This is a genomic window from Paenibacillus chitinolyticus, from assembly GCF_045038035.1.
Lineage (GTDB): Bacteria > Bacillota > Bacilli > Paenibacillales > NBRC-103111 > Paenibacillus_F > Paenibacillus_F chitinolyticus_A.
In genome coordinates this window covers 4,703,758-4,730,023 of the sequence record NZ_CP173427.1, presented here as the reverse complement: position 1 = coordinate 4,730,023, position 26,266 = coordinate 4,703,758, and the positions used below count along the sequence as shown (strand labels likewise).

Annotated in this window: 24 protein-coding genes; 11 read left to right on the top strand and 13 right to left on the bottom strand. The window is 54.1% G+C overall.

Annotation, left to right across the window (positions count from 1 at the left end):
• Positions 1–49: 49 nt before the first annotated feature.
• The 7 genes from ACI48J_RS21345 to thpR form a co-directional block, all read right to left on the bottom strand.
• The gene (locus ACI48J_RS21345) at positions 50–235 is read right to left on the bottom strand and encodes a CLC_0170 family protein (protein ID WP_326054512.1); all 186 of its coding nucleotides are present in this window, start codon (positions 233–235) and stop codon (positions 50–52) included.
• A gap of 30 nt (positions 236–265) precedes the next feature.
• A complete protein-coding gene (locus ACI48J_RS21340; RefSeq protein ID WP_405080149.1) occupies positions 266–1,498 on the bottom strand; it encodes a Ger(x)C family spore germination protein in 1,233 nt (410 codons plus the stop codon).
• Positions 1,479–2,585 (bottom strand): endospore germination permease, encoded by a 1,107-nt coding sequence (locus tag ACI48J_RS21335; RefSeq protein WP_405080148.1) that lies wholly within the window; start codon positions 2,583–2,585, stop codon positions 1,479–1,481. The genes ACI48J_RS21340 and ACI48J_RS21335 overlap by 20 nt, the downstream gene beginning before the upstream one ends.
• On the bottom strand, positions 2,578–4,242 hold the full coding sequence (locus ACI48J_RS21330; protein WP_405080147.1) for a spore germination protein: 1,665 nt from the start codon (positions 4,240–4,242) through the stop codon (positions 2,578–2,580). The genes ACI48J_RS21335 and ACI48J_RS21330 overlap by 8 nt, the downstream gene beginning before the upstream one ends.
• 193 nt (positions 4,243–4,435) lie before the next feature.
• Positions 4,436–5,587 carry a hypothetical protein gene (locus ACI48J_RS21325; RefSeq protein WP_405080146.1) on the bottom strand — a complete coding sequence of 384 codons (1,152 nt, stop codon included), beginning with the start codon at positions 5,585–5,587 and terminating at the stop codon, positions 4,436–4,438.
• A gap of 341 nt (positions 5,588–5,928) precedes the next feature.
• Entirely contained in the window at positions 5,929–7,026 is a 1,098-nt protein-coding gene (locus tag ACI48J_RS21320) for a nitric oxide synthase oxygenase (RefSeq protein ID WP_405080145.1), read from the bottom strand.
• A gap of 378 nt (positions 7,027–7,404) precedes the next feature.
• Positions 7,405–7,977, bottom strand: coding sequence for an RNA 2',3'-cyclic phosphodiesterase (gene thpR, locus ACI48J_RS21315; protein ID WP_405080144.1), 573 nt, complete (start codon positions 7,975–7,977; stop codon positions 7,405–7,407).
• A gap of 139 nt (positions 7,978–8,116) precedes the next feature.
• On the opposite strand from thpR, the gene serC reads away from it, so the two are divergent.
• Positions 8,117–9,205, top strand: a complete 1,089-nt coding sequence (gene serC / locus ACI48J_RS21310; RefSeq protein WP_405080143.1) for a 3-phosphoserine/phosphohydroxythreonine transaminase — start codon at positions 8,117–8,119, stop codon at positions 9,203–9,205.
• A gap of 250 nt (positions 9,206–9,455) precedes the next feature.
• On the opposite strand, the gene ACI48J_RS21305 is transcribed toward serC, so the two are convergent.
• On the bottom strand, positions 9,456–10,169 hold the full coding sequence (locus ACI48J_RS21305) for a response regulator transcription factor (protein WP_009676211.1): 714 nt from the start codon (positions 10,167–10,169) through the stop codon (positions 9,456–9,458).
• A 141-nt stretch (positions 10,170–10,310) separates the two neighbouring features.
• Between ACI48J_RS21305 and trmL the strand changes: the two genes are divergently transcribed.
• Entirely contained in the window at positions 10,311–10,775 is a 465-nt protein-coding gene (gene trmL / locus ACI48J_RS21300) for a tRNA (uridine(34)/cytosine(34)/5-carboxymethylaminomethyluridine(34)-2'-O)-methyltransferase TrmL (RefSeq protein WP_218229110.1), read from the top strand.
• Between the two features lie 173 nt (positions 10,776–10,948).
• Here the strand turns inward: trmL and ACI48J_RS21295 are convergent, their stop codons facing one another.
• Positions 10,949–11,311: a hypothetical protein gene (locus tag ACI48J_RS21295; RefSeq protein ID WP_405080142.1), complete on the bottom strand. Its 363-nt coding sequence runs from the start codon at positions 11,309–11,311 to the stop codon at positions 10,949–10,951.
• A gap of 795 nt (positions 11,312–12,106) precedes the next feature.
• Between ACI48J_RS21295 and ACI48J_RS21290 the strand changes: the two genes are divergently transcribed.
• Both ACI48J_RS21290 and ACI48J_RS21285 read left to right on the top strand, forming a co-directional pair.
• Entirely contained in the window at positions 12,107–12,364 is a 258-nt protein-coding gene (locus tag ACI48J_RS21290; RefSeq protein WP_170318711.1) for an AbrB/MazE/SpoVT family DNA-binding domain-containing protein, read from the top strand.
• A gap of 178 nt (positions 12,365–12,542) precedes the next feature.
• Positions 12,543–12,959, top strand: coding sequence for a DUF2500 domain-containing protein (locus tag ACI48J_RS21285; RefSeq protein WP_405080141.1), 417 nt, complete (start codon positions 12,543–12,545; stop codon positions 12,957–12,959).
• Positions 12,960–13,012: 53 nt separating this feature from the next.
• On the opposite strand, the gene ACI48J_RS21280 is transcribed toward ACI48J_RS21285, so the two are convergent.
• The 3 genes from ACI48J_RS21280 to ACI48J_RS21270 all read right to left on the bottom strand — a co-directional run bounded on the left by ACI48J_RS21280 (position 13,013) and on the right by ACI48J_RS21270 (position 17,997).
• Positions 13,013–14,044 carry a serine hydrolase domain-containing protein gene (locus tag ACI48J_RS21280; protein WP_405080140.1) on the bottom strand — a complete coding sequence of 344 codons (1,032 nt, stop codon included), beginning with the start codon at positions 14,042–14,044 and terminating at the stop codon, positions 13,013–13,015.
• 351 nt (positions 14,045–14,395) lie between these two features.
• Positions 14,396–16,030: a response regulator gene (locus tag ACI48J_RS21275; protein ID WP_405080139.1), complete on the bottom strand. Its 1,635-nt coding sequence runs from the start codon at positions 16,028–16,030 to the stop codon at positions 14,396–14,398.
• Positions 16,027–17,997 (bottom strand): sensor histidine kinase, encoded by a 1,971-nt coding sequence (locus ACI48J_RS21270; protein ID WP_405080138.1) that lies wholly within the window; start codon positions 17,995–17,997, stop codon positions 16,027–16,029. Before ACI48J_RS21270 ends, ACI48J_RS21275 begins: the two co-directional genes overlap by 4 nt.
• A gap of 119 nt (positions 17,998–18,116) precedes the next feature.
• Between ACI48J_RS21270 and ACI48J_RS21265 the strand changes: the two genes are divergently transcribed.
• The 3 genes from ACI48J_RS21265 to ACI48J_RS21255 all read left to right on the top strand — a co-directional run bounded on the left by ACI48J_RS21265 (position 18,117) and on the right by ACI48J_RS21255 (position 21,274).
• On the top strand, positions 18,117–18,995 hold the full coding sequence (locus ACI48J_RS21265; protein WP_326054531.1) for a sugar ABC transporter permease: 879 nt from the start codon (positions 18,117–18,119) through the stop codon (positions 18,993–18,995).
• Positions 18,996–19,832 (top strand): carbohydrate ABC transporter permease, encoded by an 837-nt coding sequence (locus ACI48J_RS21260; RefSeq protein ID WP_326054532.1) that lies wholly within the window; start codon positions 18,996–18,998, stop codon positions 19,830–19,832.
• A 140-nt stretch (positions 19,833–19,972) separates the two neighbouring features.
• A complete protein-coding gene (locus ACI48J_RS21255) occupies positions 19,973–21,274 on the top strand; it encodes an ABC transporter substrate-binding protein (RefSeq protein WP_405080137.1) in 1,302 nt (433 codons plus the stop codon).
• A gap of 196 nt (positions 21,275–21,470) precedes the next feature.
• On the opposite strand, the gene ACI48J_RS21250 is transcribed toward ACI48J_RS21255, so the two are convergent.
• A complete protein-coding gene (locus ACI48J_RS21250; protein WP_405083266.1) occupies positions 21,471–22,631 on the bottom strand; it encodes an MFS transporter in 1,161 nt (386 codons plus the stop codon).
• Between ACI48J_RS21250 and ACI48J_RS21245 the strand changes: the two genes are divergently transcribed.
• From ACI48J_RS21245 to ACI48J_RS21230, 4 genes are all read left to right on the top strand, one after another.
• Positions 22,573–22,797, top strand: coding sequence for a hypothetical protein (locus ACI48J_RS21245; RefSeq protein WP_405083294.1), 225 nt, complete (start codon positions 22,573–22,575; stop codon positions 22,795–22,797). The genes ACI48J_RS21250 and ACI48J_RS21245 overlap by 59 nt on opposite strands.
• 404 nt (positions 22,798–23,201) lie before the next feature.
• Positions 23,202–23,783 (top strand): helix-turn-helix domain-containing protein, encoded by a 582-nt coding sequence (locus tag ACI48J_RS21240; RefSeq protein WP_326054534.1) that lies wholly within the window; start codon positions 23,202–23,204, stop codon positions 23,781–23,783.
• A 245-nt stretch (positions 23,784–24,028) separates the two neighbouring features.
• Positions 24,029–25,024, top strand: a complete 996-nt coding sequence (locus ACI48J_RS21235) for an NAD(P)/FAD-dependent oxidoreductase (RefSeq protein WP_405080136.1) — start codon at positions 24,029–24,031, stop codon at positions 25,022–25,024.
• A gap of 321 nt (positions 25,025–25,345) precedes the next feature.
• Complete coding sequence (locus ACI48J_RS21230) at positions 25,346–25,990, top strand: hypothetical protein (RefSeq protein WP_405080135.1); 645 nt, start codon at positions 25,346–25,348, stop codon at positions 25,988–25,990.
• The last annotated feature ends 276 nt before the right edge of the window (positions 25,991–26,266 follow it).

The following is a 26,266-nucleotide window of genomic DNA, read 5'->3' as shown; positions in this document are numbered from 1 at the left end:
GCAGTTTATTAGAAGGAGAGGGTTGTTGTGCCTGTACACTGCCGCGGATTTACCAGGCGATATGCCGGAGGAAATAATGAGCCGCCAGCGAAAGTAAGCCAAGCGCCAGCTGCACGATACCCAGCCACAGGGTAAACGTCTTTTCCTTATGCCAGCCGCTCACGGTATAAATACGCTTGTCGATCCAGAGGAGCATCAGCCCGGATATCGCAAAATAGCCTCCGAGATAATGCAAATACCCGATTTTAAGGATGGAAACCGCCTCCTATCTGTACTGCATGCCGGTCCGGTTGATGCGAACCGTACTCTGAACTTCGATGGGCAGATCGGCGTACTTGTCTTCCCACTTTTCCTTCGATCCGATACGGGCCGTCCAGTATCCATGCTCTTTCGCCCGGATGTACTCCCCGAAGCCGAAGATATCCGATTTCATCCGCTGCGTTTTCCGGATAAAGTTTACGATGATTTTGTTCACTTCCTTGCTTGTCGCTTCTTCGATTTTGGAGATGGCCTTTTCGTCGATTACGGTGTCTTCAAAGTACTTTTCCTCCAGATCCTGTTCCAGATAGATCATCACTTTGAAGCGGGGGGAACCGTTCTTCATCTCCAGATCGATTTTCGATTTCCTCAGGGTAGTGGTTGTCATCACCGGGCCGATTCCCGGCACATTCACAAGCGGGGAGTAGCCGGCGGGATTCATCTGCTTGACGGACATGAAGGCTCCGATTTCCAGCGGCTCGGAAGTTCCTACCATTTTATTGTTGCGAAAAAGAGCCATTCCCCCGATCAGGATATTCTCCTTCTGGCGGATGTCGACATAAGGAAGATAACCTTCCTGCCCCTGCTTGGACTGGGTGCTCCAGAATGTCCCGATATAATCGCGGGGAAACTTGCCGAGTTTGACCGATTTTTCGAGCATGGCCAGCACGTAGAGCGTCGGAACTCTTTCCAGGGGAGGAGCGACGTTAAGGAAGCGGGCAGCCTCTCCCCTGGAAATAAGCAGCCATGTTCTTCTGCGGACCTCGGAATCGCGGCGGAAATAATCGTTGATGTGTTCGAGGGTATCGTAGGCAACATCTTCGCTGACGACGATCACGCGCAGGTGAACAAGGAATTTGGGATCGGCAATCTGCTGCTGCAGATTGTTCAGGGCGTCGTTAACCGTATGGCCGAACACGGTAACGACCCAGACCGGCTTGGTTGTTCCTTGTCCGCCGCTTCCGCCTCCGCCTTCGCCGGGGCCGAGCGGAATGCGGCCGGGCACGGCGATAGAAGCGGTTACGCGGATCATTTTGTCCGCCGGAATCGGATTGGGCTCCAGATGATTGACCCGGTCCTTGCTTTCAAGGTCGGCCGGATCTGCCGCCCGGTCTATCGCCATGCCGAGAATGAGGGCACGGTCTTCGATCTCCTGTTGATCCCAGCATCCGGCCAGGAGCAAAGACAGCAGCGGTACGGTCAGCAGCAGAAGCGCCAGCCTAGCCCTTGTCGGGTGCATGGGTGACGCCTCCTTTGCCGCGGATGCCCGCTATAAGCAGCAGAACGGAAGGAATCAGGATCATGGCGATCAGACCCCAGGGAAGAAGACGGGTGCTCAGCCTGTACAGCTGGATCACGTTCTGCGGCATCATGGCCGCCAGAAACATGAACGGCATCAGGAAAGTCGCCAGCATCCGGTGATCCTTGAGCCCCAATTCTTCTTTTATAATCAGGAGAATCAGATAATACCCGCTCAGGAGGGAATTAAAGACCGAAATAATCCAGACGATGAGGAAAATGGCGTCCATTCTCTCCAGAAATTCTCCCGGAACGATCGTCGCCCGTCCAAGCTCCAGAGTGGGCCAGACGAGCCGTTTGATTTCCTCCGCCCCGAAAACGCCGACGGTGGTGATTACGATCACCAGATAAAGTCCTCCCGAAATCGCCGTTCCGATTAACCCGACCTTGAGCGCTTTCTGCGGGTTTTTCATACGCGGTACGATAAAACTGTAGATCACCACGTTCCGGAACAGGGTGGTGATGCCCAGAGAGCCGATCCAGAATGTTAAGTCGGGATTAGTCGTAAAAGGCTGCAAATTCAGCTGATCCACTTCACTGAACGAAAGCAGCATGATAAACACGGCGGGACCTACCACGAAGGGAGTATAAAACGCGTGGATCAGCGTAAACGAGTAAATATCTTTGCGCGCGGATACCAGAACGAGCAGCAGCATCATAAACAGGATGACTTCAAGCGGTGTCCGCCGCAGAACGAAACTGCCGGTTACTTCGCTGAATTCCCGGAAAGAAAAGGCCGTCGCGACGAGATAGAACAGCGCGATGACAACTAACAGCACGCCGGATGCCCATTTGCCGAGTATCAGCTTGCTGTAAGCCACGGGGGACAGGCCCGGAAACCGCATCCCGAGCAAGGACCAGAGCATGACAAGCAGGGCGCCCAGCAGGATGCCTGCGACCGTTACGAGCGGCGCGGCCGTTTCGCCTGCGGCAACGGCCAGTCTCGGCAGGGGAAGCACGCCGACTCCGGCTATCGTGCTGATGAGAATGCACATGGCCTGCCAGTTCGTAAATCGCCGGTCATTCATCCGGCACACCCCCTTGGTCCGGGTCTTCGGGAATCTTGTCCCAGGAGTAGGACGGCGACCGGTAATACCGGTCGATATGCTTGCGTCTTTTGGTTTGGAACGATTTTAAATGCCCCGGCCTGTCGCTCATCCACCAAATCGGTCCGCGCAGCAGCGTATCTTTCCATTCCTGCGCGTTAAAAGGAGTGATCGGGGTCATATAGGGGACGCCGAACGAGCGGATGCTGAGCAGATGATTGGTAATGAGAATCATCCCGAACATGATGCCGTACAGCCCGAAGCTGCCGGCAAGCACGATAAGCGGAAACCGGAGCATCCGCAGAGCGATGGCGGCGTTGTAAGCCGGCGTAGCGAAAGAACCGACGGTGGTCATGGCGATGATGACGACCGTAATAGGGCTGGAGAAACCGGCGGATACGGCCGCCTGGCCGATGACCAGGACGCCCACGATGGAAAGCGCCCCACCGATCAGCTGCGGCAGGCGGATGGTGGCCTCGCGCAGCACCTCCATGGAGATTTCCATCAGCAGCACTTCGACCATGGCCGGGTAAGGTACCCCCGCTCTGGAGCCGGCGACGGCAACGGCAAAATCCGTGGGAATCACTTCCGGGTTGAAAGAAATGACGGCCACATATAGCGAAGGAAACACTAGCGAGAACAGCAGCGCAACGAGCCGTATCAACCGGATCATACTGCCGATCAGAAACCGCTCCGTGTAATCGTCTACGGTCTGGTAAAACTGGCTGAACACTGTCGGTGCGATAAGCGCAAAGGGGGAGCCGTCGACCATAATAACGAACTTGCCTTCCAGAAGCGCGGCGACGGTCTTGTCGGGGCGCTCCGTATTCTGGATCTGCGGAAAGGGCGAGAGCGGATGATCCTCGATGAACTGCTCGATATACCCTGCATCCAGGATGGAATCCGTATCAATGGAGGAAAGCCGCTTCTTGGCTTCATGGACCAGTGCCGGTTGGGTAATTCCCTGAATGTAACAGAGCGCCACCTTCGATTTGGTCACGCGCCCGATGTGCATCGTATGTACACGGAAATCGGCGGTTTGCAGCCGGTACCGGATCAGGGCGAGATTGGTCTGTAAATGCTCGATGAAGCCTTCCCGGGGACCGCGGATCACCTGCTCGGTCTGCGGCTGCTCGATCGAGCGTTTTTCGATCTTCCGTGTATCCGCCAGGAAGGCCGTCGCGATCCCGTCCACCAGCAGCACGGTTTCCCCCATGGTCAATTCGTCGATGATCCGGTCAGGGGCATTTTCCTCCGTGATCCGGCTCACCTGAATGACCTTCTCCGTCAGGTAGGAGGCCAGCGATTCGGAATCGACAATCAAATCTTCCTGCTCCGTATGAGTCATAAGCGGCTTAATCAAATAAGAACGGATCATCTCCTGGTCCACGAAAGAGGAGAAGAACACAAGAGCGGCGGAAGTCCCTTCGAACAGCTGAAAACGGCGGACGGTCAGATCATCGTTGTATTGAAGAACATCTTGAAAAAGCTTCAGATTTTCCTCGATTCCCGCGGAAAGCCGCTTGCCGCTCAAAATATCTTCTATATAAAGGCTCGGTACCGTTATCCGCGGCTCGGGCATGGGAATGCCGGATAACGGGCTGCCGGTTTTACGGTTTTTCATCCAGTTCCACATCATCGTTCTCCTCCTTTCTTGGGCGGGTTAGGGGAATGGACCGGACGTTCGTTCCTCAACTAGGAAAAATAACTTGGATATGGGGCTTAATATTGATCATTCCAGCCGCTTTCATTCATAGAGAGGCGGGTAAGAAGTTCAACAGAAATAAGAAAAAAGCGGAAATTTCCGCTTTTTCTTCGCTTATCTTTATGATTTACTGGGCAACAAAGTCTAAGGATAATGGCAGGTTGTTTGAAGGCTGAACGATCGTATGAAGCGTATAAGTCGGTGTATCGTGAATGACAATGCCATTCCCTTTATCTACATGGCGATTCGTCACTGTACTGATTTTATAATTGATAAATGCGCCGCTGGTTCTGCTGCCATACAAAGTATAAACATTCGGAAGTCCGCTGGAATTGGTAATGTTAATATGGTACGTATAGTCCGTACACCAGTAAGCGACCCTGATTTTACCGTTGAAGGATACGGGAGCTTGATCTTGCGGGTTTCCGTCGATATTCCATCTTGACAGGAGAGTTTCTTGTTCATCCTTATACCCGCCATCGTCGCTTTGCGTTATAAATCTGGCAGGTGCAGCGCTCGTCAAGGTCAGATTGATATCCGCAGTTCTTCCTGAGTATTGCAGCAGACCCCGGTAATCGTCATTTGTTTTGGCATTGTAGTTGGTCGAGGCAATAGTTGCCGTATTTGCGTAGGCGGCTAAATTCGTTGTTCCTGTATTTGTTGAAATATCTGAAATTTTCACAGCGGCGTCATTGCCCGTAGTTACATCTACTGCTCTGAAATCCGCGATATGCACAATCGCTTTCTGACTTGAAATTCCTCCCGCTGCGGAATATTCATAGGCGTATCCTTGACCCGGCTCTATAGTTGCCAGATAGGTTCCCCCGGCATTTTTGCCCATAAAGCCCGAAGTTGCCGTAGAAGCCGCTCTCGTAACATCCCCGCCCGCATTGGAATCTCCATAGCCATCCTTTATCAAGTACAATTTAACGGAGTTTGTGGCAGATGGATTTTTAATGTACAAATAGAATTTTACGTTTCCGGTCGTCATATTTCTGTGGGAGGACCAAAATCTAAACGTACCATTCAGGGTGTCCCGGTATAACGTCTTGTTTACTTGATGATCATAAATGGATTCCGGCGCATTTGAAACGAATACGGGATGCCCCGTTTTGGAAAAAGTAACATCGCCGGAGGTATAAGGTTCCTTAACCGATGAAGCGGGAAACGGCGTCTCGGACCCGATGCTGTAAGCGGCGGCAAAGGCGTTACCGGGCAGTAATAAAACCGCACACATCAACATTAATAAACTGGCCGTGTTAATCAAGCGTTTTCTCATCCCATACACTCCTAACCGTGTCGGTTTATTTGCATTGCTTATGTAGATAAAGTTTGTCATGTAACCCTGTGACACTGTTTTTAAACGACTGAACGACCTCACTTCCTTTAAAAATTTTATACATCTGTATCATAAATTGAAAATTTTTCCAATACAACTCAATGAATGGTACAAGTCATTAAACTACCATAAATTACAATTATTTTACCGGGGATACCCTTGTTTTTAACGAACTGTTCCATTGACTGACGCGGATAGAATGGAAAAGATCAGCTGGACCAAGACAAGCAAAAAAAGCCTGTGCATGAAGCACAGGCTTTTGCGCAGCCGGTTCATTGGAGTTATTTCTCGTAAGGCTTGTCCTGGTAACAGAAGTTCGGTGTTTTCCGGATGTTCTCATACTTGCTGTGAAAAATAGGCGTAGTCGCCGGAGACACCGGAGGAATCAGCCACGTCCAGTCTCCCGTTACTTCCCTTCCCGCTTGGGCTTCCTGCTGCTCGAACAGCTGAAACTGCTGGGCTGCCGTATGATGATCGACAATGGAGACGCCCGCGTTGCGGTAGGAATGATACACGGCGGCATTCAGCTCGATCAATGCGCGGTCCTTCCAGAAGGTCGCATTCGAACCGGTATCCAGCCCCATGAGGGAAGCCGTCCGCGGAAGCAGGTTGTATCTTTGTTCGTCAGCCAGGTTGCGGGCACCGATTTCGGTTTCCATGTACCAGCCGTTAAAAGGGGCGGCGGGATAAGAGATGCCGCCGATTTCCAGCCGCATGTCGGCGATAATGGGTACGGCGTACCATTTCAGCTGCAAATCCTCAAAACCCGGCAGTTCGGGATGACGGAGGGGAACCTCCAGCACGAGGTCGCGGGGAAGCTCGAACCACCGGGGAGCATCGTCGCCGATCTGGATGACCAGCGGAAGCAGATCGAAGTGCGTTCCTTCGCCTTCCCATCCCAGCTCCCGGCAAATCCGTGTGAAGGGGATGGAGTTCGGATCGCCGACCGGTCCGTTCTCCGTCTCGTAACCGGCGTAACGGATGAGCTGGTGGTTCCAGATGCGTACGGGACAATTGCCGTCCTTCCCGGCGGGAGGGAGAACGGTGATGGCCGGACGGATTTTTCCGTCATTCGTGGCAAAACGGATATGCGTAAGCAGAGCGTCCCGCACCTCTTCGAAGGTGCCGGTATGACGGCCGTCAAATACACTCAGCGTGTTCCAGAACAAACGGCCGATGCATCGGTTGCTGTTGCGCCAGGCTAATTTGGCGCCGTATTCCAGTTCTTCCGGCCTATGTACGTAAGTGCCGGTTTCTTCGATTTGGGCGCAAACGTCGAGCCACCGTTCTTCGGCTTCCCGTTCGCTGCGGCCCCATTCGCTGTAACAGGTATAGAGGAAGGCGCGGGCTTGGTCCGCGATGTCGTTAGTTGAGTTCATTCGAATGCCTCCTTGGTTCAAGGATCGGCACGGGGTAGTCCGTTAGTCCTTGCTATGTAATGAGCGTAACATAAATTCGGAGGCGCAAAATCGACAGTTTTGGGAACGCGTGCGCCGCCCTGTCAGGATGTCTCCCGTCTGCGGTTTTCATACGGGACGGAAGGGAGCGGGAACGGGGCTGCCGCGCATGGGCGAAGCGGGCGATGGAGCGGGGCTGCGACGTTGAGCGCGTTGCGCGGGATGCGCCAGGCGGAGCGGGCGGGAGCGGGGCTGCCGCGCATGGGCGAAGCGGGGGCAAGGGAGCGGGGCGGCGACGTCGTGCGAGCGGGCGCGCAGCAGCGCCAAAAAGGCCGCCGTAACGTCCCCGGCGGCCTTCCTTCACCCGCGCAGAGCAAAAGCTCCTGCGCGTTCATACATCGGTGACCGGCCCATATGGGTCCGGTACACCACGATCTCTTCCGCCGTCCAGGAGGCGGAAGGAGGCTCACCCGGCGCGTCCAGCCGTTCACGCGCCCATATGGGCCCGCCCGTATAGCGGCGGGCGAGCGTGATGTGGGGCCGGTAGGGCCGGTCCTCCGGCTCGAAGCCGAGCGACGAGCAGGCCGCCTCCACATCGCGCTGGAGTCTTTGCAGGGCGTCCAGATCGCCCTGCAAACCGGCCCAGAGGATGCGCGGGGCATCCTTCGGGCCGAAGGTTCCCGCTCCCTCCGCGGTAAGCTCCAGCGGAGAATGAGCCTCTGCCACTTGTTCAAGCAGAGGGGAGAGGGCGGGCAGAGTAGACCGGGGCGTGTCGCCGATAAACTTCAGCGTGATATGGAAGTCCTCCGGATGAACCCATTTGTGGAAGGAGGTTCCTGAGTCTCTCAGCCTCTCGGTCCAGCCGCTCAGGTTCTCCCTGACGGGTCCGGACAGCGGAACGGCGACGAACAGGCGCTCTAACGGATCGGTCATGTCGGATCTGCTCCTTTTCTGTAAGCTTCTTTTAATTTCGGCGGAAAGGCCCGGATCCATGCAACTTTCTCTTGATGGTGCTGGCGAATACTGCTATCATAGCGATAAATCAAATGAAGCAGAGGGTGTGGAGAGAAAAATGGGAAACCGTGCTTACAATTTTAACGCCGGTCCGGCGGCTCTGCCGCTGGAAGTGCTGGAACAGGCGCAGAAGGAATTTGTCGACTTCCGCGGCATCGGCATGTCGATTATGGAAATTTCGCACCGCAGCGCAGAGTACGAAGCGGTGAACAACGAAACGCAAAACCTGCTTAAAGAACTGTTCAGCATTCCGGACGGCTACAAAGTGCTTTTCCTCCAAGGCGGAGCAAGCACACAATTCACCATGATTCCCATGAACTTTCTGCAAGCCGGACAAACCGCGGCCTATGTTCAAAGCGGCGCGTGGGCGGACAAAGCGATCAAGGAAGCGAAACTTTTCGGGGAAACCGCCGTTGCGGCGAGTTCGAAAGATCAGAAGTTCATGCGCATGCCGGATCTCGGTGCGCTTAACCTGTCCGATCAGACGGCTTATCTGCATGTCACGTCGAACGAAACCATCGAAGGCTCGCAGGTTCAAAGCTACCCGGACACCGGCAGCATTCCGCTCATCGCGGATATGTCCAGCGATATTCTCAGCCGTCCGGTCGACGTCTCGAAGTTCGGCCTGATTTACGCGGGGGCTCAGAAGAATCTGGGACCTTCGGGCGTAACGGTCGTTATTTTGCGGGAGGACATGCTGGAGCGCGCGAATGCGAACCTTCCGACCATGTTCCGCTACGACACCCACGTGAAGAACGATTCGCTTTACAACACACCGCCTTCTTATTCGGTGTATATGATCAATCTCGTGCTGCACTGGATCAAACGCCAGGGCGGGCTTGCCGCGCTGGAGAAGATCAACCGCGACAAAACCGACCTGATCTACAACGCTATCGATGCCAGCGGCGGCTTCTATCAAGGCTGCGTCGATGCGGACAGCCGTTCCCGAATGAACATTACGTTCCGTCTGCAATCGGAAGAGCTGGAGAAGCTTTTCGTCAAGGAGTCCCAGGCCAACGGATTTGTCGGTCTCAAAGGTCATCGCAGCGTCGGCGGTCTGAGAGCCTCGACTTACAATGCGGTTCCTTACGAGTCGTGCCAGGCACTCGCCCAGTTCATGAACGATTTCAGCAAGCGCAACGGATAACTTCCGTTACACGGACAGGTATTCTTTTATTCTTATCGGAAAACGGGGCCCTTCACAGGGTCCCGTTTTTGCTGCGCGGATAAGCGGTTTCGCCGGACGGCTTAGACCTGTGACGGATGACCAAGGACGGAACGGGACTGTAGGATGGAGGATTAACACAAGCCGCAAAACCATAAAAAAAGGTACGGCGAATGTTTTCGCCCTACCTCTTATAAATCTATCTGTGTATGCCCGTGTTTCCGGGAGGCACTCAGGCAAAACTCTCTTTAATGGCGGGTTCGGTCAATTTGTAGCCGACGTTGCGGATGGTCATGATATATTCGGGTGTCCGGGCGTTGGCCTCGATTTTATCACGGAGATGTGAGATGTGGACATCGACGATACGGGTATCGCCGAGGAAATGATAATCCCAGACGCCATGCAGCAGCTGCTGGCGGCTCAGTACTTTGCCCCTGTGCTTGCAAAGGAACACGAGCAGCTCGAATTCTTTGGGGGTCAGATCAACCGGCTTCCCCGCGCAGGTTACCTCGCGCTGATCGGGACGGATGCTGAGCTGGCCGATCGTGATCGGAGCTTCTTCGCCCGAGGCCGGGAGGGTCTGGATGCGGCGGATGATCGCCTGAATACGGGAAATCAGCTCCTGCGGACTGAAAGGCTTGGTCATATAATCGTCGGCACCGTTATCCAGTCCGGCGATTTTATCCGATAAATCTTGCATGGCGGTAAGCATAATGATGGGAACGAGATTGTTCTGGCTGCGCAGCTTGCGGCAGACCTGCAGGCCGTCCATTTTGGGCAGCATCAGGTCGAGAACGATAATGTCGGGACGGAACTGGCCGATGACGTCGAATACGGCCTCACCGTCATATACACACTGGACTTCGAAGCCTACGAGCTTCAGATTGAACTCGATGAGCATGGAGATCGAAGGTTCGTCGTCTACGACTAGCACTTTTTTCTTCATGAATCGGTCTCCTTTGGGTTCGGTTATTAGTTCTATTATCGCGCCTATGTATCACGGTCATATTAAGAAGACGTAAAACGAGTGTTAAAATTGCGGAGCGGAAAGTGGTATACTAGTTGAGGAAAGAGGTGAACGTGCAGCATGGCTTTTCACATCGTATTGGTTGAACCGGAAATTCCGGCGAACACAGGCAATATTTCCCGGACCTGTGCAGCGACGGGGACTTACCTGCATCTGGTGCGGCCGCTCGGATTTTCAACGGACGACAAAACATTGAAACGGGCTGGGCTCGACTACTGGCATTCCGTCAAACTGGAATATCACGATTCTTTTGACGAGGTCAAAGAGAAATATGCCGGAAGCCGGTTCTTTTTTGCCACCACGAAAACCGATAAACGGTATACGGATTTCGAATTCCGCGACGGCGATTTTTTCGTGTTCGGCAGAGAGACGAAGGGGCTCCCGCCCGAAATTCTGGAGGCCCACCCCGGCCAGACCATGAGAATGCCGATGTCGGATGCGGTCCGCTCGCTGAACTTGTCGAATTCCGCGGCTATCGTCCTGTTCGAGGCGCTCCGGCAGAACGATTTTCCGGGACTCCGGTAAACAGGACAAAAAACCCTAAGGAGAAGGGAACCAGCCCTCTTCTCAGGGTCCTCCTGTATACACCCAAACTTAAACGGTCTTATTGACATAGATTGTGGTAAGCATTCCTTTTACTTAAACGGTCTTCTATTTTCGAAGATCGTTTTTTCTTTGGTTAAAGTCGAGGAACCGTCTTATATAAGACGGTTCTCCAAGGATTCGATTGCCAGTGTAAGTGCAGTTAAGCGATGCTCATTTAAAGTTTTTTGGGAACTGCCTTCTTTTGCTTTTGCTATCTGTTTTTCGACTGATGGAATGACACTTTGTAGAACTTCTTTAGAAGTCAAAATGATTTTTTCGTCATAGGAAAAATTTTCCCCGTTCCAAGTTGCTTTGAGGCTTTCTAAACCAACTTTTACAGCGTTTTGCCTCTTTTTGACGAGCGTGGTGTTTGAACCTTTTTCTGTCATGCTTTTATAAGCGTTTGAAAGTTTATTTAAAGTCGACACCAAGGATTTAATGGACAAATCCTGGATTTCTTGGCTAACAGTCTTCATTAATATGAACCTCCCGTTAGTTGAATTATGAAGAGACATTGCATTTTATAGTCGCAAACTATCATAAGCATCGTTCATTTCAATTGCAAATGATATTAGTGAATTTTCGAACCGAGCAGGGTAATTGCCGATATATTTGGCCGGGTATGGGATTTTGAGCGTCAGGGGGATCGGGTCCCAATGCGTTAACGTGAGCGTTCCGATCGTTAGGACGGGCCGGACGGAAGCTAGCTTCCCTAGTTTTTTTTCCTCCTTTATACTTGTCTGTTATATTTAGTTGGAATGTATGTTATGTTTATGGAAGATGGCAGGAACTAAGCTTTATCCAATTTCGCCAGTTTTAAACGATTCCATCTCCTTGACTATTAGTTTGGTGGGACAGATGCCTTGCCGTGATACTTAAAGGCCGGGTGGTGCCGCGGGATAAACGGAATCTCGTTACAGGCGGGCGTGGGCCGGAAGGTTCATTTCGTATTCAGGAAAAACCGGAGAGTCCGGGATTCGTTACGGGATTGCATGAGCCTAAAGCAGCAACACGGGATTCGCGGAAAGGGAAGCCGGGCGATTTTTCCGGGAAGATTTCTAGGCGTTTAGGCATATCCGGGCTAGTTTGTGGGCCGGACAAAGGTTCTTTTGCTCTGGTGCTTTGGAATCTTGTAATTTTCTTCGTGTTGTTTCCCCGAATAAAAAGAATATAACGAAGTTAGAAGGAATTAGCAGAAATTTGGCGAATAAAAATGGGTAAAGATTGTAAAGCCGATTATGCATCGGTGAAATGAGGTGAGTGGCACAATGATGAAACCAGCTGGAGTTGTCCGTAAAGTGGATCAGCTTGGACGTATCGTATTACCTAAATCGCTGCGTAAGAGATACCAAATGAACGAAGGCGATCCGGTCGAAATTTTAGTACAAGGGGACCATATCATCCTAGAGAGATACCGCCCGAAATGCGTGTTCTGCGGTGAGATGGATCATGTTAACGAATTTAAAGAGCGTCACATCTGTTCCAATTGTCTGGGTGAAATGAACGCAATGAAACAACCGAGAGTCTAGTAGGGCTTATTGCCTAGTTTTCACCGGAAAGATCGAACACAGAAGTTAAAAAAACGCCGTTTCCTTTAGGAGACGGCGTTTTTTTATGGCCCTGTCTTTTTTTGATCCCCTAAAAGCAAGGGGATATGGTAAAATCAGGACGGAGCTTTCAGATGCGGAACAGAGAGGAGAGAGAGCCGTGATAAACATAGACGGCATAGGATTCGGAAACGAACCGGGGATCTTCGGTCTCATATCGGTGTTGTTCCCTATCTTTTTCATCGCGATTCTGGCGTTTATCGGGTTTACCTTGGTGAGGAGTATTCTGCAGTGGAACCATAACAACAAGCAGCCGATACTGACGGTAGAAGCGCGGGTCGCCACGAAGCGAACGGAAGTATCCCACCACCATTCGGCTTCGAACGAATCCATGCACAGCCATTCCACGGACACGAGCTACTTCGTTACGTTCGAAGTGGAGAGCGGCGACCGGATCGAGTTTCGGATAAGCGGTTCCGAATACGGACAGCTTGTAGAGGGGGATATGGGGAAGCTGAATTTTCAGGGTACCCGTTATCTCGGTTTTGCGCGGCACCGGGTGGTCAGTTATCCGTAAGTTTTGCCGGCCGGACTCCGGGGAAGACCGAATCGACTAAAGGGGCTGAGAAATCAACCCCTTTTTTGCCCGGTACATTCTTGTTCAATGCCGGAAATGATTTCGAAAGCTCCGCCAGATTTGTTGGAGCAAACCACGATAGAACATGCCTCTTCAGGGTAGTAAACAGACCTGAAGTTCACGCCCGGATCATACCCCATTAAAATATACTTTTCTACGCCCTGCTGCCGAAGCTTCATTCGAAGTCCGTATCCATAGTAAATATCGTTAGTTATATGCACATGGGGCTGCAACAGCGCAGCGGTCGTTTCCTCGTTTATTAATTCAAAATTCATTAAACTCTCCCAGAATCTCGTCATATCCGGTGCCGTTACATAAGCGCCGCCGTCCGGGCCGCCTTTGGCGGGAAGCGAGAATACATTGGTTTTCCAGCTTCCGTCTTCGTGATCGATATAGCCGGCTGCCGTACGTTCAGGCAAACCATCCGCTTCGAAGTATCCGGAATCCATCATGCCCGTTCTGGCAAAAATAAATTTCTCTACATAGTCGCTGAATGCGAGTCCGCTGAGGTGTTCAACGACCAGTCCCAAAACAATATAGCCTCCGTTGTTGTAATGGAACACGCGGCCGACCTCATGCTTCATCTTCTTATCCGCAAACAAAGGGAGGAAATCTTGGGGCCGTCTGACGCGGTACATGGGATAATGGGTCCATAAGTCTTCGAAATTATCCATAGTCTCTTCATCGAAATAGTCAGGTATTCCGGAAATATGCGTTAATAAATGATGAATGGTGATTTCTCGATCAAAATTTTTGAACTCTAAAGGGAGACAGTCCTGCAGCCTGGAATCGTAAGAGAGTTGACCTTTCTCCACTAATTGGCAGATTGCAACGGCTGTAAACAGCTTGCACCCGGATGCTATTCCAAAGCGGGTATCTGCCCGATTACGGATCCCCTCGGAACGATTGGCGTAGCCGCTGCTGAAGTTCACGAGGATCTCGTCCTTGTTTCTTGCGAGGGCCGTACCGGAAAATCCGATTGACTCTTTAAGGCTTCTCATAGTCTCGGTAATGATTTCTTTCATGTCGGTTTCCTCCGCTCTTTGTACATGAAACGGTAACGTTTCCATGTCTCCCTGCTCCCATAAAAAAATCCCCACCGCAGCCGGACAGAACAAAAAATTCATTCTGCTTGCTAGGGTGGGGATCATTTCATATCCAGGGCTTTCGTTTGTCCGCATGACGCGCGAAACTTACAGGCCTTTGGTTTTATCCTCGTTGTACGAAGATGTGAAGATGGCCACGATAAACATGGTAAGCACTGCAATAATGATCCAGAAAGCATGAGACATCCAAGCGCACCTCCAAGTAAACATACGTTAGCCTAATTATACCCAATCACCGTTCAAAAGAAAATGACAAAAATGTGAACAAGGTTATTCAATCATGGGCTGGTTCGCTTTCCGGTATTCATTCGGCGAGCAGCCGGTCACTTTTTTGAACACTTTGCTGAAATATTTCTCATCGCTGTACCCGACCATTTCGCTGACCTGGGAAATCCGTAGGTTGGGATTCATCATGAGCAGCTTTGCTTTGTCGATGCGGATGGCGCCCAGATAGTCAGAAAGATTCGTGCCGAACTCCTGCTTGAACTTGCGCGAAATATATTCACGGGAGAGGAAAAAACGGCCGGCGATATCCTGCAGGGAAATTTCTTCGTGATAATGCGTCTGCAAATATTTCGCGATGTCGTAAATGACGTTCTTCTCGCGGTGCTGCCTTTTGAGCAGCTGCTTCGAAAGCTGGACGAACGAATGCGTCAGCTCCTGCTGCCAGTCGGCAAGCGAGAGCGTGCCCTGCTCGTTCAGCGGGACGATGGTCTGCCCGTTCCCGGTTTCCGAGCGCAGCTCCGCGAGCAGCTCTTCGGGACCGTCCGGGAAGAAGTCCTCGATCCATCGGCCCCGCATGGTGTCCGCTTCGCGGCGCCACTGCTCGATCTGCTCGAGCGTAATGGCGCTCAGGCTCCGGACGCCGTCGAACCACGCCTGCACGGCGGAGGAGATCTCTTCGGCGCTGCCGCTGCGGATCGCGGTCCGGATCACTTCCTCGAAATCGCTGAAGCGCAGCCGCCGGGGCTGGAGGCCTTCGGTCCGGACAGCCTCGTGAATCCAGCCGCCGCGGCTGAGCAGATTGCGCTGGCGCAGCGCGTCGCGGGCTTCGCGGTAAGCCGCGGGGAGGCCGTCCGGGAAGGCGTGCGCTCCGCTGATCCCGAAATCGAGCCGGCTGTGCAGGGCGGTCAGGATGCCTTCGTTGATGTCTCCGAGAAGGGCGGGGACCTTGTTCGGCTCGCCCCACACCAGGAGCACGATCTCGTTGGAACTCCAGTAGCGGAAGGCGGCCCCGCGGCTGCGGCGATGCAGAAACTCGTTGCAGATATTGATCAGCGAGAAGAAGAGCAGGTCCGTATTGCGGCCGAATTTGTTCTTCAGCTTCGTCTCCATCGTGACCATGCTGAGGATGGCGATGCGGCACGAGCCCGTTCCGGCCGGAAGGCCCCAGTCGGCCTGCAGATCCCGGACGGCGCCCGCATTCTGCGCGGGCTCGTCGAGCAGCCCGGACAACTGCCGGTCCCAGTAGACCGGCTTGATGCGGTTCATCTCGATGTTCCGCTCCAGGCTCCGGGAGCGTTCACTCTCTTCTTTGTTCCAGCTGGCGACCGCTTTGGCCAGCGCCTCGTTGACCTGATCCGGATCGATCGGCTTCAGGATATAGTCGGTTCCGCCGTATTGGATCGTATGGCGGACGAGAGCGAAATCGTCGTGGCCGCTGATCACGATGGATTTGGCGGAAGGGTCGTTGGCTTGCAGCCATTGGAGCAGCTCCACGCCGCCCCTTACCGGCATCATCATATCCGTGATGATGATCTGGGGCTTTTCGCACCCGATCACCTCAATGGCTTCTTCTCCGTTCTCCGCCTCGAATATTTGCGAAATGCCGTGTTCTTCCCATTTGATCAGCATCCGCAGGGCATTGCGGACGTGTTTTTCATCGTCTACGAGTAATGCGATCATGTTGTGGTATCCTCCCCGAGCGGAATGCGCATCGTAATCCGGACGCCGTGCGGGTCCGTATTTTCAAGTGTCAGCGAAGCTTGCGGATCGAAGTAAAGGCGCAGTCTCGTCCTCACGTTGCCGATTCCGATTCCGCCTTCTTCGTCCATCCCGGTCTCCTCGCGCATAACGGCAAGTCCGGCTTGCAGCTCCGTCAGCTTGTCCTCCGGGATGCCGCGTCCGTTGTCCTCGACTTCCACGAAGAGGACGGGCCTGGCGCGGAGCCCGCCGGAAGCGGGCGAAACATCCGCCGCAGCGGAATCTTCGTCCGGCCGGGATTCCGGCGCGTTTCTCAGAGCCGCGTCGGCGCCGGCTGCGGGTCCGTTCTCTGCGCCGAGCCCGCCGGGCCCCGCTCCTCCGCCCGGTTTGAGCGGGACCTCATCGGGTCCCCTCTCACCGCCGGGTTCGAGCCGGACCCGTACAGTGAGGTGGCCGGGTCCGAGCTTCGGATCGAAGCCGTGCTTGAAATAATTTTCGACCAGCGGCTGAACGATCATCTTCGGAACCTCGATGCCGAGAGCGGCTTCGTCCAGTTCGAAGTCCGTACGGAATTTGCCCTCGAACCGCTCCTCCTGAAGTGCCAGATACGCTTTCACATGGCCGATTTCCATGGAGAGCGGGACGGCTTCCTGGTTCGTGTTCATGCTGTAGCGCATCATTTTCGCCAGCGAGTTGATCAGCGAGTAGATGCGCGGGACGTTATGCTGGAGAGCCAGCGTACCGATGGACTGCAGCGCATTGTTCATGAAATGCGGATTGATCTGGGCCTGCAGCGCCTTCAACTGATTCGTTTTATTGGCGATGTTCAGCCTGTACTCCCGCAGAATGAGGTTGTTGATCGTCTCCATCATCGTGCGGAACCGGCGGACCAGAATGCCGATTTCATCCTGCCCTTCGCCGTCTACGCGGGCCGTCAGATTACCGGCCTGGATCTGGTTGATCGTTCCGATCAGTTTTTTGATCGGGGCGGTAATGCGGATCGTCACGAACAGAGTGGCGGCAATGACGAGCAGCAGGGAAACCGCCGCGATGATGATATTGATCTGGGTCAGGCTCCGCGCCCCTTCATACAGATAGCTGTGCGGGATTTCCTTTACGAGCGTCCACTTCATGTAAGGGGTGTCCATTTTTTCGTACAAATAAACCGACTTATTCAGTTCCAGTTGTCCGCGCGCTTCCTTGGACTCCAGAATCGGGCCGGTCCAGTCATCGGAGAGGGGCTTGCCGATTAGAGCGCTGTCCCCGGAATAAACGACCATGCCCGACTGGTCGAGCAGGTAAAGACGTTCGTGCTGCTTGTTAAAAAGCTGGTCGGCAATGTCCTGGATCGCCTCCAGCTTGATATCGATCGACAAAGTCCCCAGCCATTCCGTCGTCGGGACGTTGTAGATGGCCCGGTGTAATGTAATGACGGGGCGGGGGTCATAATAAGGTGGACTCTGCCCCAGGCCGTAAATGGAACTCATATGCGTGGGCTCCACGACGGAAGACGGGTTGCCGGTCGTATAAGGCTCGCTGAAATTATCCGTATCGTAGCCGCGCTTCGGGATATCCCCGATGAGCAGCGTAGATCTGCGGGCTTTTGCCATATAGAAATAGATCTGGTAAATGCCGTCCACGGAGTGAGTCATATTTTGCAGCAGAGTATAGGTCTGGGCTTCGTTCGTGTAATCATGCACATTCCGCCGGAGCATCAGAAGAATGCCGGGATCGTTATAGAGCGACAACGAGTTGCGGTTCAGCGTGTCCATGTACGCCTGTACATTCGTTTTGCCCTGGTAAATCAGGTTCGCGTTCTCCTGAATCAACTTCGTTCCGACCGAACGGGTGGTGTAGAAATACGTGACGATCATGGAGATGACGATCGGAATGACGGTTGCGGCCAGCATGAGCAGAATGAGGCGCGTACGAATGCTGCTTTTGTTCATCGGGCAGACTCCTCAGATCAATATATTCCACCTAACGGTTCACCTCGTGCGGTAGTGGGGAGCGGGTGGAGCGCCCTATACTAAATACACAACCTTCCGTAGAAAAAGGAGGAAGACAGATGCATAAGCGTTCATCGCAATGGGGTCAGCAATTATTTTTTCTCGGACCTGCGGTCCTGTTCTTTACCCTGATCATTATCATACCTTTCCTGCTCGGCATGTACTACTCGTTCACGAACTGGAACGGGGTATCCGGCGAGGTCAGTTGGGTAGGCTTTGATAATTTTAAAAGAATCTTTACCCAGGATCAAGATTTCTGGAGCGCGTTCTGGTTTACCGTCCGGTTTACGATCGTGGGCGTCGTGCTGTCCAATCTGGTCGGATTCGTTCTGGCGTATCTGCTGACGAGACCGCTTAAGACCCGGAATTTCCTGAGAACCATCTTCTTTATGCCGAACGTAATCGGCGGGCTTCTGCTCGGATTTATCTGGCAGTTTATTTTCGTAAAAGGGTTCTCCGCTATCGGCCAAATGACGGGAATAGGTTTCTTCAACCTTCCGTGGCTCGGGGATTCCATGACCGCCTTCTGGGGCATTGTCATCGTGTTTGTCTGGCAGACAGCCGGGTATTTGATGGTCATTTACATCGCGGCTTTCAGCAATGTGCCCAAAGACGTGATCGAAGCGGCGCAGATCGACGGAGCTACGCAGGGACAAGTGCTGCGCTCCATTATGGTTCCGCTCATCATGTCGGCCGTTACCGTCTGCCTGTTCCTCGCCATCTCGTGGACGTTCAAAATGTTCGATCTCAATTTGTCGCTGACGAAAGGCGGGCCTTTCCGCTCGACCGAATCCGTCGCGATGAATATTTACAGCGAAGCGTTCCAGAACAACCGGTACGGTCTCGGAACGGCGAAGGCGCTGGTGTTCTTCATCGTCGTCGCGGTCATTACGTGGCTGCAGGTCCGATTCACGAAAAGCAAGGAGGTCGAAGCGTAAATGGAAGCACAAAACCGTTACTCCGGGCGTGTGTTTATCGCCGAAATCGTAACGTTTGTCATCGCTCTTCTGTTCCTTGTCCCGTTTTACTTCCTTCTCGTGAACTCCGTGAAAAGCTTCGGCGACCTGCTTTCCAATGCCGCCAGCTGGCCGGAATCGTTTCACTTCGAGAATTACAAGCGGGCCTGGAGCATCACCAAATTCCCGACCGTCTTCTGGAACTCTCTGATCGTTACCGTGATCAGCAACATCGGCATCGCGCTCATCAGCGCCATGGCGGCTTACCGGCTGGTGCGGTATAAAAGCCGCATCAACCAAGTCCTGTTCGGCATGTTCGTGGCCGCGATGGTCATCCCGTTCCAGTCGATCATGATTCCTCTGGTGAAGGTCCTTTCCGGCGTAGGCCTGATGGACAGCCTGTGGGGCCTGATCATCTGCTACCTGGGATTCGGGGCGCCGATGGCGATCTTCCTCTTCCACGGATTCGTGAAATCGATTCCTATGGAGATCGAAGAGTCGGCGGTCGTGGACGGAACGTCCCCTTACGGGGTGTTCTGGCGCATCGTGCTACCGCTGCTTAAGCCGATGTTCGTAACCGTCATCATTCTCAACGCTCTCTGGACGTGGAACGATTATCTGCTGCCGTCGCTGGTTCTGCAAAATCAATCCCTACGCACCATTCCGCTGGCCACGTTCTCGTTCTTCGGCCAGTATATGAAGCAGTGGGATCTGGCTCTGCCGGCGCTCGTGCTCGGCATTACGCCGATTATCATTTTCTTCCTGGCCATGCAGCGCTATATTATCGAAGGCATTACGGCCGGATCGGTTAAAGGCTGAGCGCGGATCTGACAAAGCGTGTGAGGTCAATTTGTTCCACTCAACAGATCAACAGCCTACGTGTTAACCGCTCTTTCCGGTCTCTATAATGAAGAAGAAGTCATCGAGAAAGAAGCAAGACCATAAAGGGAGGTTTCACCATGAAAAAGCTTTCTACACTCGCACTCGTTTCCGTATTCGCGATGTCCACCGTGCTCGCAGGCTGCGGAAGCGGTGATTCCGGTAAAACAGCGGAAGGCGGCAATGCTGCCGAAGGCGGAACGAAAACGATTAAAATCTTTCAATTTAAAGTTGAAATTGCGGAAGCGCTGAACAAAGTCAAAGCCGAGTACGAAAAAACGCATCCCGGCGTGAAACTGGACATCCAGACCGTAGGCGGAGGCGCGGATTACGGCGCGGCGCTTAAGGCGAAATTTGCCGGCGGCGATACGCCGGACATTTTCAACAACGGCGGCTTCCAGGAAATGAACACGTGGATGGAGCACCTTGAGGATCTCTCCGACCAGCCTTGGGTAAAAGATCTTGTTCCGGTTGCGAAAGAACCGATGACCAAGGACGGCAAAATTTACGGACAGCCGATGGGACTGGAAGGCTACGGATTTATTTACAACAAAGACCTGTTCAAGAAAGCCGGCATTACCGAGCTTCCGAAAACGCTGACTCAGCTCGACGAAGCTTCGAAGAAACTTCAGGCGGCGGGCATCACACCGTTCGCGAACGGCTACCAGGAATGGTGGGTGCTCGGCAACCATACGCTTAACGTCGCGTTCGCCAACCAGCCGGATTCCAACAAATTTATCGCCGGTCTTAGCGCCGGAACCGAGAAATTCAAGGGCAACCCGGTCTTCGAGCAGTGGACCAGAATGGTGGATCTGACCCTGAAATACAGCAACAAAAATCCGCTGACGACCGACTACAACACACAGGTCACGATGTTCGCGAACGGCCAGGCCGCTATGATGCAGCAGGGCAACTGGACGCAGGTTCAGATCGACGGCATCAACAAAGATCTGAACATCGGCATTCTGCCGATGCCGATCAACGACGAGGCGGCCCAAACGGACAAGCTTTATGTGGGCGTTCCGAACAACTGGGTCATCAACAAGAACTCCAAAGTCAAAGCCGAAGCCAAAGAATTTTTGAACTGGCTCGTCTCTTCCGATGCCGGCAAAACGTTTATCACCCATGATTTCAAATTTATCCCGGCCTTCACGAACATCGAAGCCAAAGCCGAAGATCTCGGCGATCTCGCCGCGGATATTATGACGTACAGCAAAGAGAACAAAGTTCTGGGCTGGAACTCTTCCAAGTATCCGGAAGGCGCCATGCAGGAATTCGGAGCCACGATGCAGGCTTATGTAGCCGGCAAGAAAACGAAAGATCAAATGTTCGACGACTTCCAGAAAACGTGGGACAACCTTAAGGGGAAAACCGCGCAGTAAGGAAAAAAGCTTAAGAAACGCTTGCGATGCGAATCGCAGGCGTTTTTTTGTGTGGGTAGAAACAAAACACAGCCGGAATTGAGAAGTGAACAAAGGAGAAATGAAGAGTGAACGAAGGAGAAACGAAGAGGAAAGTGAAAGGAAACTGGTAAACAGAGGAAAAGCGGTCCCTTATCCGTAAGGGAACCGGTTCTGTTTATTCGGGATTACGCCCTCGGGTGACAGCCCAAAAGAGAAGGGCCAGCCCGCTGACGGCAGCGCCAAAAAGGCATACTCCGTTCCAGCCGCCGATAGCGTACAAGTTTGTCGATGCAAGGGCCCCGGTTGCGCTGCCGAGCGAGTAGAAGATCATGTACCCGGCAGTCAGCCGGCTCCGTGCCTCGGGGCGTACGGTGAAGATCAGGCTCTGGTTCGTCACATGGACGGCTTGGACGGCAAAGTCGAGCAGGATGACGCCGATGACCGCGGCTGCCGGCGAATGGGGCGTGAATCCGATAAAGCCCCAGGACGCCAGCAGCAGAACCAGCGCCCATCCGGTCGTTCGCTGTCCCAAGCCCCGGTCGGCCAGCCTGCCCGCTCTGGCGGCGGCTAAAGCCCCGGCTGCTCCGGCTAGACCGAATGCGCCGACAGCCGTATGGGAAAGCGACAGCGGAGGCGCGCTGAGAGGGAGGACAAGGGCGGTCCACAAGGTGCTGAACACGGTAAAGATCAGGAAAGCCAGGACAGCGCGTATCCGCAGCAGGCGTTCTTCTATGAACAAAGCGAAAACCGACCGGAGCAGCTGCGGATAAGAGAGTTCCGTCTTTTTGTGAAAAACATCCGGCAAAATCCGGTACAGGGCGGCGCCCGTCACGAACATCAGCAGTGCCGAGGCGAGGTAAACCGATCTCCAGCCGGCCAGGTCCGTCAGAGTGCCGGCGAAGGTTCGCGCCAGCAGGATGCCGATTACGATGCCGCTCTGCACCACGCCTACGACGCGCCCCCGTTCAGCGGAGGAGGCAAGGGTGGAGGCGTAGGCGACAAGCACTTGGGTTACGACGGCGAGCAGCCCGACAGCGGCCATTCCGGCCAGCAGTACCGGTGCGGACGAGGCTGTGCCCACGATCAGGAGAGCGCCGGCCGAGAGCAGCATTTGAACGACGATCAGCCGCCGCCGGTTCAGCAGATCCCCGAGGGGGACGAGCAGGAGCAGGCCCAGAGCGTAACAAATCTGAGTTACGGTAACGACAAGGCCCACGGCGGCGGGAGCTACCCCGAATTCGGACGCAATTGCGTCGAGCAGAGGCTGCGCGTAGTAAATGTTGGCCACGGCGAGCCCGCAAGCGGCGGAGAAAAGCAGCGCTTTCGAAGCGGACAAGGAAGACGGGACCGGTGCCGGAGCGGGGACTGAGGTTGGAGCCGAAGGCGATGCGGAATGGGATTGCGAATCCGCGGACAAGGCCCCGGTCGATGCCGGTACGGGGGTCAAAGCCGAGGGCAAGGCTGGTGCCGGTGATGGTTCCAAAATCGGCGCGGATGTCTGATCTTGCATGGGAACCTTAGTCTTTACCCGGATCGGGACTGAAGCTTCTACAACGGCAGCGTCTGACGCTGCTTTCGGATCGGATGCCTCATCCGTTTGTCCGGCGGGGGAGCCGGTTTTGCAGGGGGGAACCATATTCATTTCACTCCTTTGGGTAAATGTTAAAGTTTATAACATACCGTACGGTACATAATGATTGTTAAATTACCAGCAAAAAACGTATCTGTCAAGGGATGTTTGAAGATGTAGCGTAAATGAAAAAGAGCAGTTAAACAATAATTTCAGGCGATACTAGGAGTACTTGACCTGCGGGTGTCATACAGCAGAGGGCCTTGATTTATTGACATGAAGCAGGAAGGAAACTAGAATGATAACATACTGCACGATATATTAAGGAGTGTTCCTATGGTCCGGCAAAGAGAATTCGATGAGGATGCTGCCTTGGATGCGGCCATGCGGTTGTTTTGGGAAAAAGGATACGAAGCCGCTTCGTTAACCGAATTGACGGCCAGAATGGGCATCCAGCGGCCGAGCATGTACGCCGCTTTCGGCAGTAAGAAAGAGCTGTTTGAGGCCGCTCTGCGCAGCTATACACAAGCTCACGCCGCCCGCGTCCGGGCCAAACTGCAAAGCCGCGCTTCCGTAAAAGACGCCTTCCGGGCTTTGTTCGAAGGGATCGTAGCGGATGAATATGAAGGAAGCCTAAACCGGGGATGCTTCAGTATTAACACGATGGTGGAGCTGGCGCCCCACGATGAGAAATTCGAGATTCTTACTAGGGAGCATCAACTGTACCTATCGGTAATTTTTCAGGAAACGATTGAACGGGGCATACGCGCGGGAGAGCTGGATACGGCACTGGAAGCAAGAGGAACAGCCCAGGCTCTGCTGGTTTCGCTGATCGGGCTTACCGTCATGCTGAAATCCCGTCCGGACAGGCAGTTCGCGGATAACACCGTAAAGACGGTGCTGACTTTGCTTCGCTGACCGGCCGAAAAGATGCCGCATGTTTCAAGGCCGTGTAGCGCACGGCATTCAGCACACGGCGTTCGGCGCACGGAACTCGACACCCAGGCACCCGGCATGAGCGTGGGGGCGGCGTGGCGTGGGAAAAAATCACCTGAATCGATGAGAGTGTAATCGAACCGATTACATTTTGTAAGCGAAGGGTATAGTAAAGAGAAGGTTTTTAGGCGATCAACTTGTCTCTCTACTATAAAAGAAGGTGACTTATGACCTACGATTCGATTATTGTCGGCGGAGGAATTGCAGGGCTGCAGGCTGCCATCCAGCTTGGACGGTACGGTCATCGCGTGCTGGTCATTGACGCGGGCTACGGCCGCTCCACCCTGTGCGCCAACTACCATAACGTGCTCGGCTACCCCGACGGGATATCCGGCGAAGAGCTGCGGCGCACGGGCCGGGGCCAGGCCGAGGCGCTGGGCGTCGCGTTCGCCGAAGGACTGGCCGTCCGGCTTGCGGGCTCGCTGGAGTCCGGCTTCCGCGTCGGCGTGCGGAAACTCCTGCCGGACGAACGCGGCGGCCGGCATCCGCTGGCGGCGCACGATCCCGGCGGGCAGGGGCTGCCCGCCGGGTCTGGGGCCGAGCCGGACACCGAATACACCGGTACCACGCTGCTGCTGGCTACCGGTGTGATGGACCGCTTCCCGGAGCTGCCGGGGCTGCGGGAATGCCTCGGACATACGGTGTACGTATGTCCGGACTGCGACGGCCACGAGGTGGCGGGCCGCCGCACGCTTGTGCTGGGCGCGGGCAATCCCGGCGCCGGCATGGCCTTGACCCTGCGTCCGCGGACGGACAAGCTCACGTTCGTGAATCACGAACGGAGCCCCGTTAACGCGGACCTGCAGGAGAAGCTGGAGCGCGCCGGTATCGACACCGTCGCCGGACCGATTGCCGCCATCCTGGAGGATGGCGGCAGGATCGGCGGCGTGAAACTGGCCGGCGGCGAGACGCTGGAAGCCGAGAGAGGGTTTCTCGGCTTCGGCGGCAATGCCGTCCATTCCGGTCTGGCCGCGCAGCTCGGCGTGGAACGGATGGAGAACGGCCATCTGCTGGCCGATCCGCGCAGCAAGGAAACGAATATCCCCGGTGTCTATGTGGCCGGAGATATCGGTGTGCATGCGGAGCAGCTTACCGTCGCAATGGGCGAAGGCGCCATGGCGGCCATCTGGATGAACAAAGCGATCCGCAAGAAGAATAACTGACCGCACAAAGAAGGCGGAGGACGGCACCTGTCGACAGGTGACCGGTCCCTCCGTCTTTTTTTATTGCCCGGCGGCGTGGAAGGCTTCGATTACGTGAGGCTCGGCGCAGCATGGCATGGAATGGCGAGACGAGACGTGACGTGACAATCCGGCCGGTTTTTTTAGATAAAAAAATTTCAAAAGAAGGTTGTAAAAGCCGGGCTCCGTTCGCCTTATTAAGTGAAGGAGCAAAGCCGTGCCTTTTTTCAAGGCTTGGCTGTCCGGAGGGAGACGCCCGGGCTAGCTCCTACCTTTAGAATGAACCTGAGGAGGAACAAATTTATGGCGGAGTATGCGAAAATTTTACGGTGGACCAAGAGCGATGCGGTTTACGGGCTGAAAACGAATATCCAGCTGCCTTCCAGCGCATCGGTCGGAACGACCGGCGGTTTTATTAATTTTTATCTGGGGGTTTACGGGTCCAATACGAATTACGAGTGCGGCCTGTCCACGAACTATACGGAAGCGCTAAACGGCAAGTGGCACTGGTTCTGGAACACGGGAGCCGCCAACGACGGCGGGGCCTTCAATCTTGCGGCGGGAAGCACCGTGCCCATTGAGCTGTCCGTCAACAGTTCGAACAAGCTGGACTTCAAAGTAAACGGCACCGTGGTGAAAACTTTTTCCGGCGCGACGGGCTCTTTCGGTTCGCTGACGACTGCGCGGCTGGTAGTCGCGGCCTGCGACCGGTCGTTTACGACGATTCCGAATCCCCTGCCGAACTGGAATACGCTTCATACCCAGGTGGTGTGCAGCGGCATCAGCTTCCGAAACAGCGCGGGTGCGTGGACGGTGCTTTCCTCCGCGAACTCGACGCCGCCTTCTTCGACGACCTTCTGGCCGGACGGCTACACTCATACGGGAACACCGGCGGATTACACGAAGGTCGTGTCCACCGGCCAGCTGATCGCTTCGCTCAAGCGGTAAAACGAATAAGAGTCTTCCCCGGTCGTCTAAGCCGGGCGAAGGCTCTTTTTGCAGTCGGCATGGCGGGACAGGCTGCATGGAATAAGCGGGAAGCTTTGTCAGCGCTATGATTCGGGAAGATTTTGAAATCTGTTGTGCGCAATATCTAGAAAAGATGTATGATATTTCTATAAATACTTATTTAATGAGGTGAATGTTGTGACCGACCGCCCGAATTCGAATCCGAATCCTGAGAAAAACCCGTGGGGTCTGACGATCCGGCTGCTCAATATTTTG

Coding starts and splice junctions, on each gene's coding strand:
- ACI48J_RS21340 (WP_405080149.1), bottom strand. CDS start 1,498: ATGCACCCGACAAGGGCTAGGCTGGCGCTTCTGCTGCTGACCGTACCG.
- ACI48J_RS21335 (WP_405080148.1), bottom strand. CDS start 2,585: ATGAATGACCGGCGATTTACGAACTGGCAGGCCATGTGCATTCTCATC.
- ACI48J_RS21330 (WP_405080147.1), bottom strand. CDS start 4,242: ATGATGTGGAACTGGATGAAAAACCGTAAAACCGGCAGCCCGTTATCC.
- ACI48J_RS21325 (WP_405080146.1), bottom strand. CDS start 5,587: ATGAGAAAACGCTTGATTAACACGGCCAGTTTATTAATGTTGATGTGT.
- ACI48J_RS21320 (WP_405080145.1), bottom strand. CDS start 7,026: ATGAACTCAACTAACGACATCGCGGACCAAGCCCGCGCCTTCCTCTAT.
- thpR (WP_405080144.1), bottom strand. CDS start 7,977: ATGACCGATCCGTTAGAGCGCCTGTTCGTCGCCGTTCCGCTGTCCGGA.
- serC (WP_405080143.1), top strand. CDS start 8,117: ATGGGAAACCGTGCTTACAATTTTAACGCCGGTCCGGCGGCTCTGCCG.
- ACI48J_RS21305 (WP_009676211.1), bottom strand. CDS start 10,169: ATGAAGAAAAAAGTGCTAGTCGTAGACGACGAACCTTCGATCTCCATG.
- trmL (WP_218229110.1), top strand. CDS start 10,311: ATGGCTTTTCACATCGTATTGGTTGAACCGGAAATTCCGGCGAACACA.
- ACI48J_RS21295 (WP_405080142.1), bottom strand. CDS start 11,311: ATGAAGACTGTTAGCCAAGAAATCCAGGATTTGTCCATTAAATCCTTG.
- ACI48J_RS21290 (WP_170318711.1), top strand. CDS start 12,107: ATGAAACCAGCTGGAGTTGTCCGTAAAGTGGATCAGCTTGGACGTATC.
- ACI48J_RS21280 (WP_405080140.1), bottom strand. CDS start 14,044: ATGAAAGAAATCATTACCGAGACTATGAGAAGCCTTAAAGAGTCAATC.
- ACI48J_RS21275 (WP_405080139.1), bottom strand. CDS start 16,030: ATGATCGCATTACTCGTAGACGATGAAAAACACGTCCGCAATGCCCTG.
- ACI48J_RS21270 (WP_405080138.1), bottom strand. CDS start 17,997: ATGAACAAAAGCAGCATTCGTACGCGCCTCATTCTGCTCATGCTGGCC.
- ACI48J_RS21265 (WP_326054531.1), top strand. CDS start 18,117: ATGCATAAGCGTTCATCGCAATGGGGTCAGCAATTATTTTTTCTCGGA.
- ACI48J_RS21260 (WP_326054532.1), top strand. CDS start 18,996: ATGGAAGCACAAAACCGTTACTCCGGGCGTGTGTTTATCGCCGAAATC.
- ACI48J_RS21255 (WP_405080137.1), top strand. CDS start 19,973: ATGAAAAAGCTTTCTACACTCGCACTCGTTTCCGTATTCGCGATGTCC.
- ACI48J_RS21245 (WP_405083294.1), top strand. CDS start 22,573: ATGTTGGCCACGGCGAGCCCGCAAGCGGCGGAGAAAAGCAGCGCTTTC.
- ACI48J_RS21240 (WP_326054534.1), top strand. CDS start 23,202: ATGGTCCGGCAAAGAGAATTCGATGAGGATGCTGCCTTGGATGCGGCC.
- ACI48J_RS21235 (WP_405080136.1), top strand. CDS start 24,029: ATGACCTACGATTCGATTATTGTCGGCGGAGGAATTGCAGGGCTGCAG.
- ACI48J_RS21230 (WP_405080135.1), top strand. CDS start 25,346: ATGGCGGAGTATGCGAAAATTTTACGGTGGACCAAGAGCGATGCGGTT.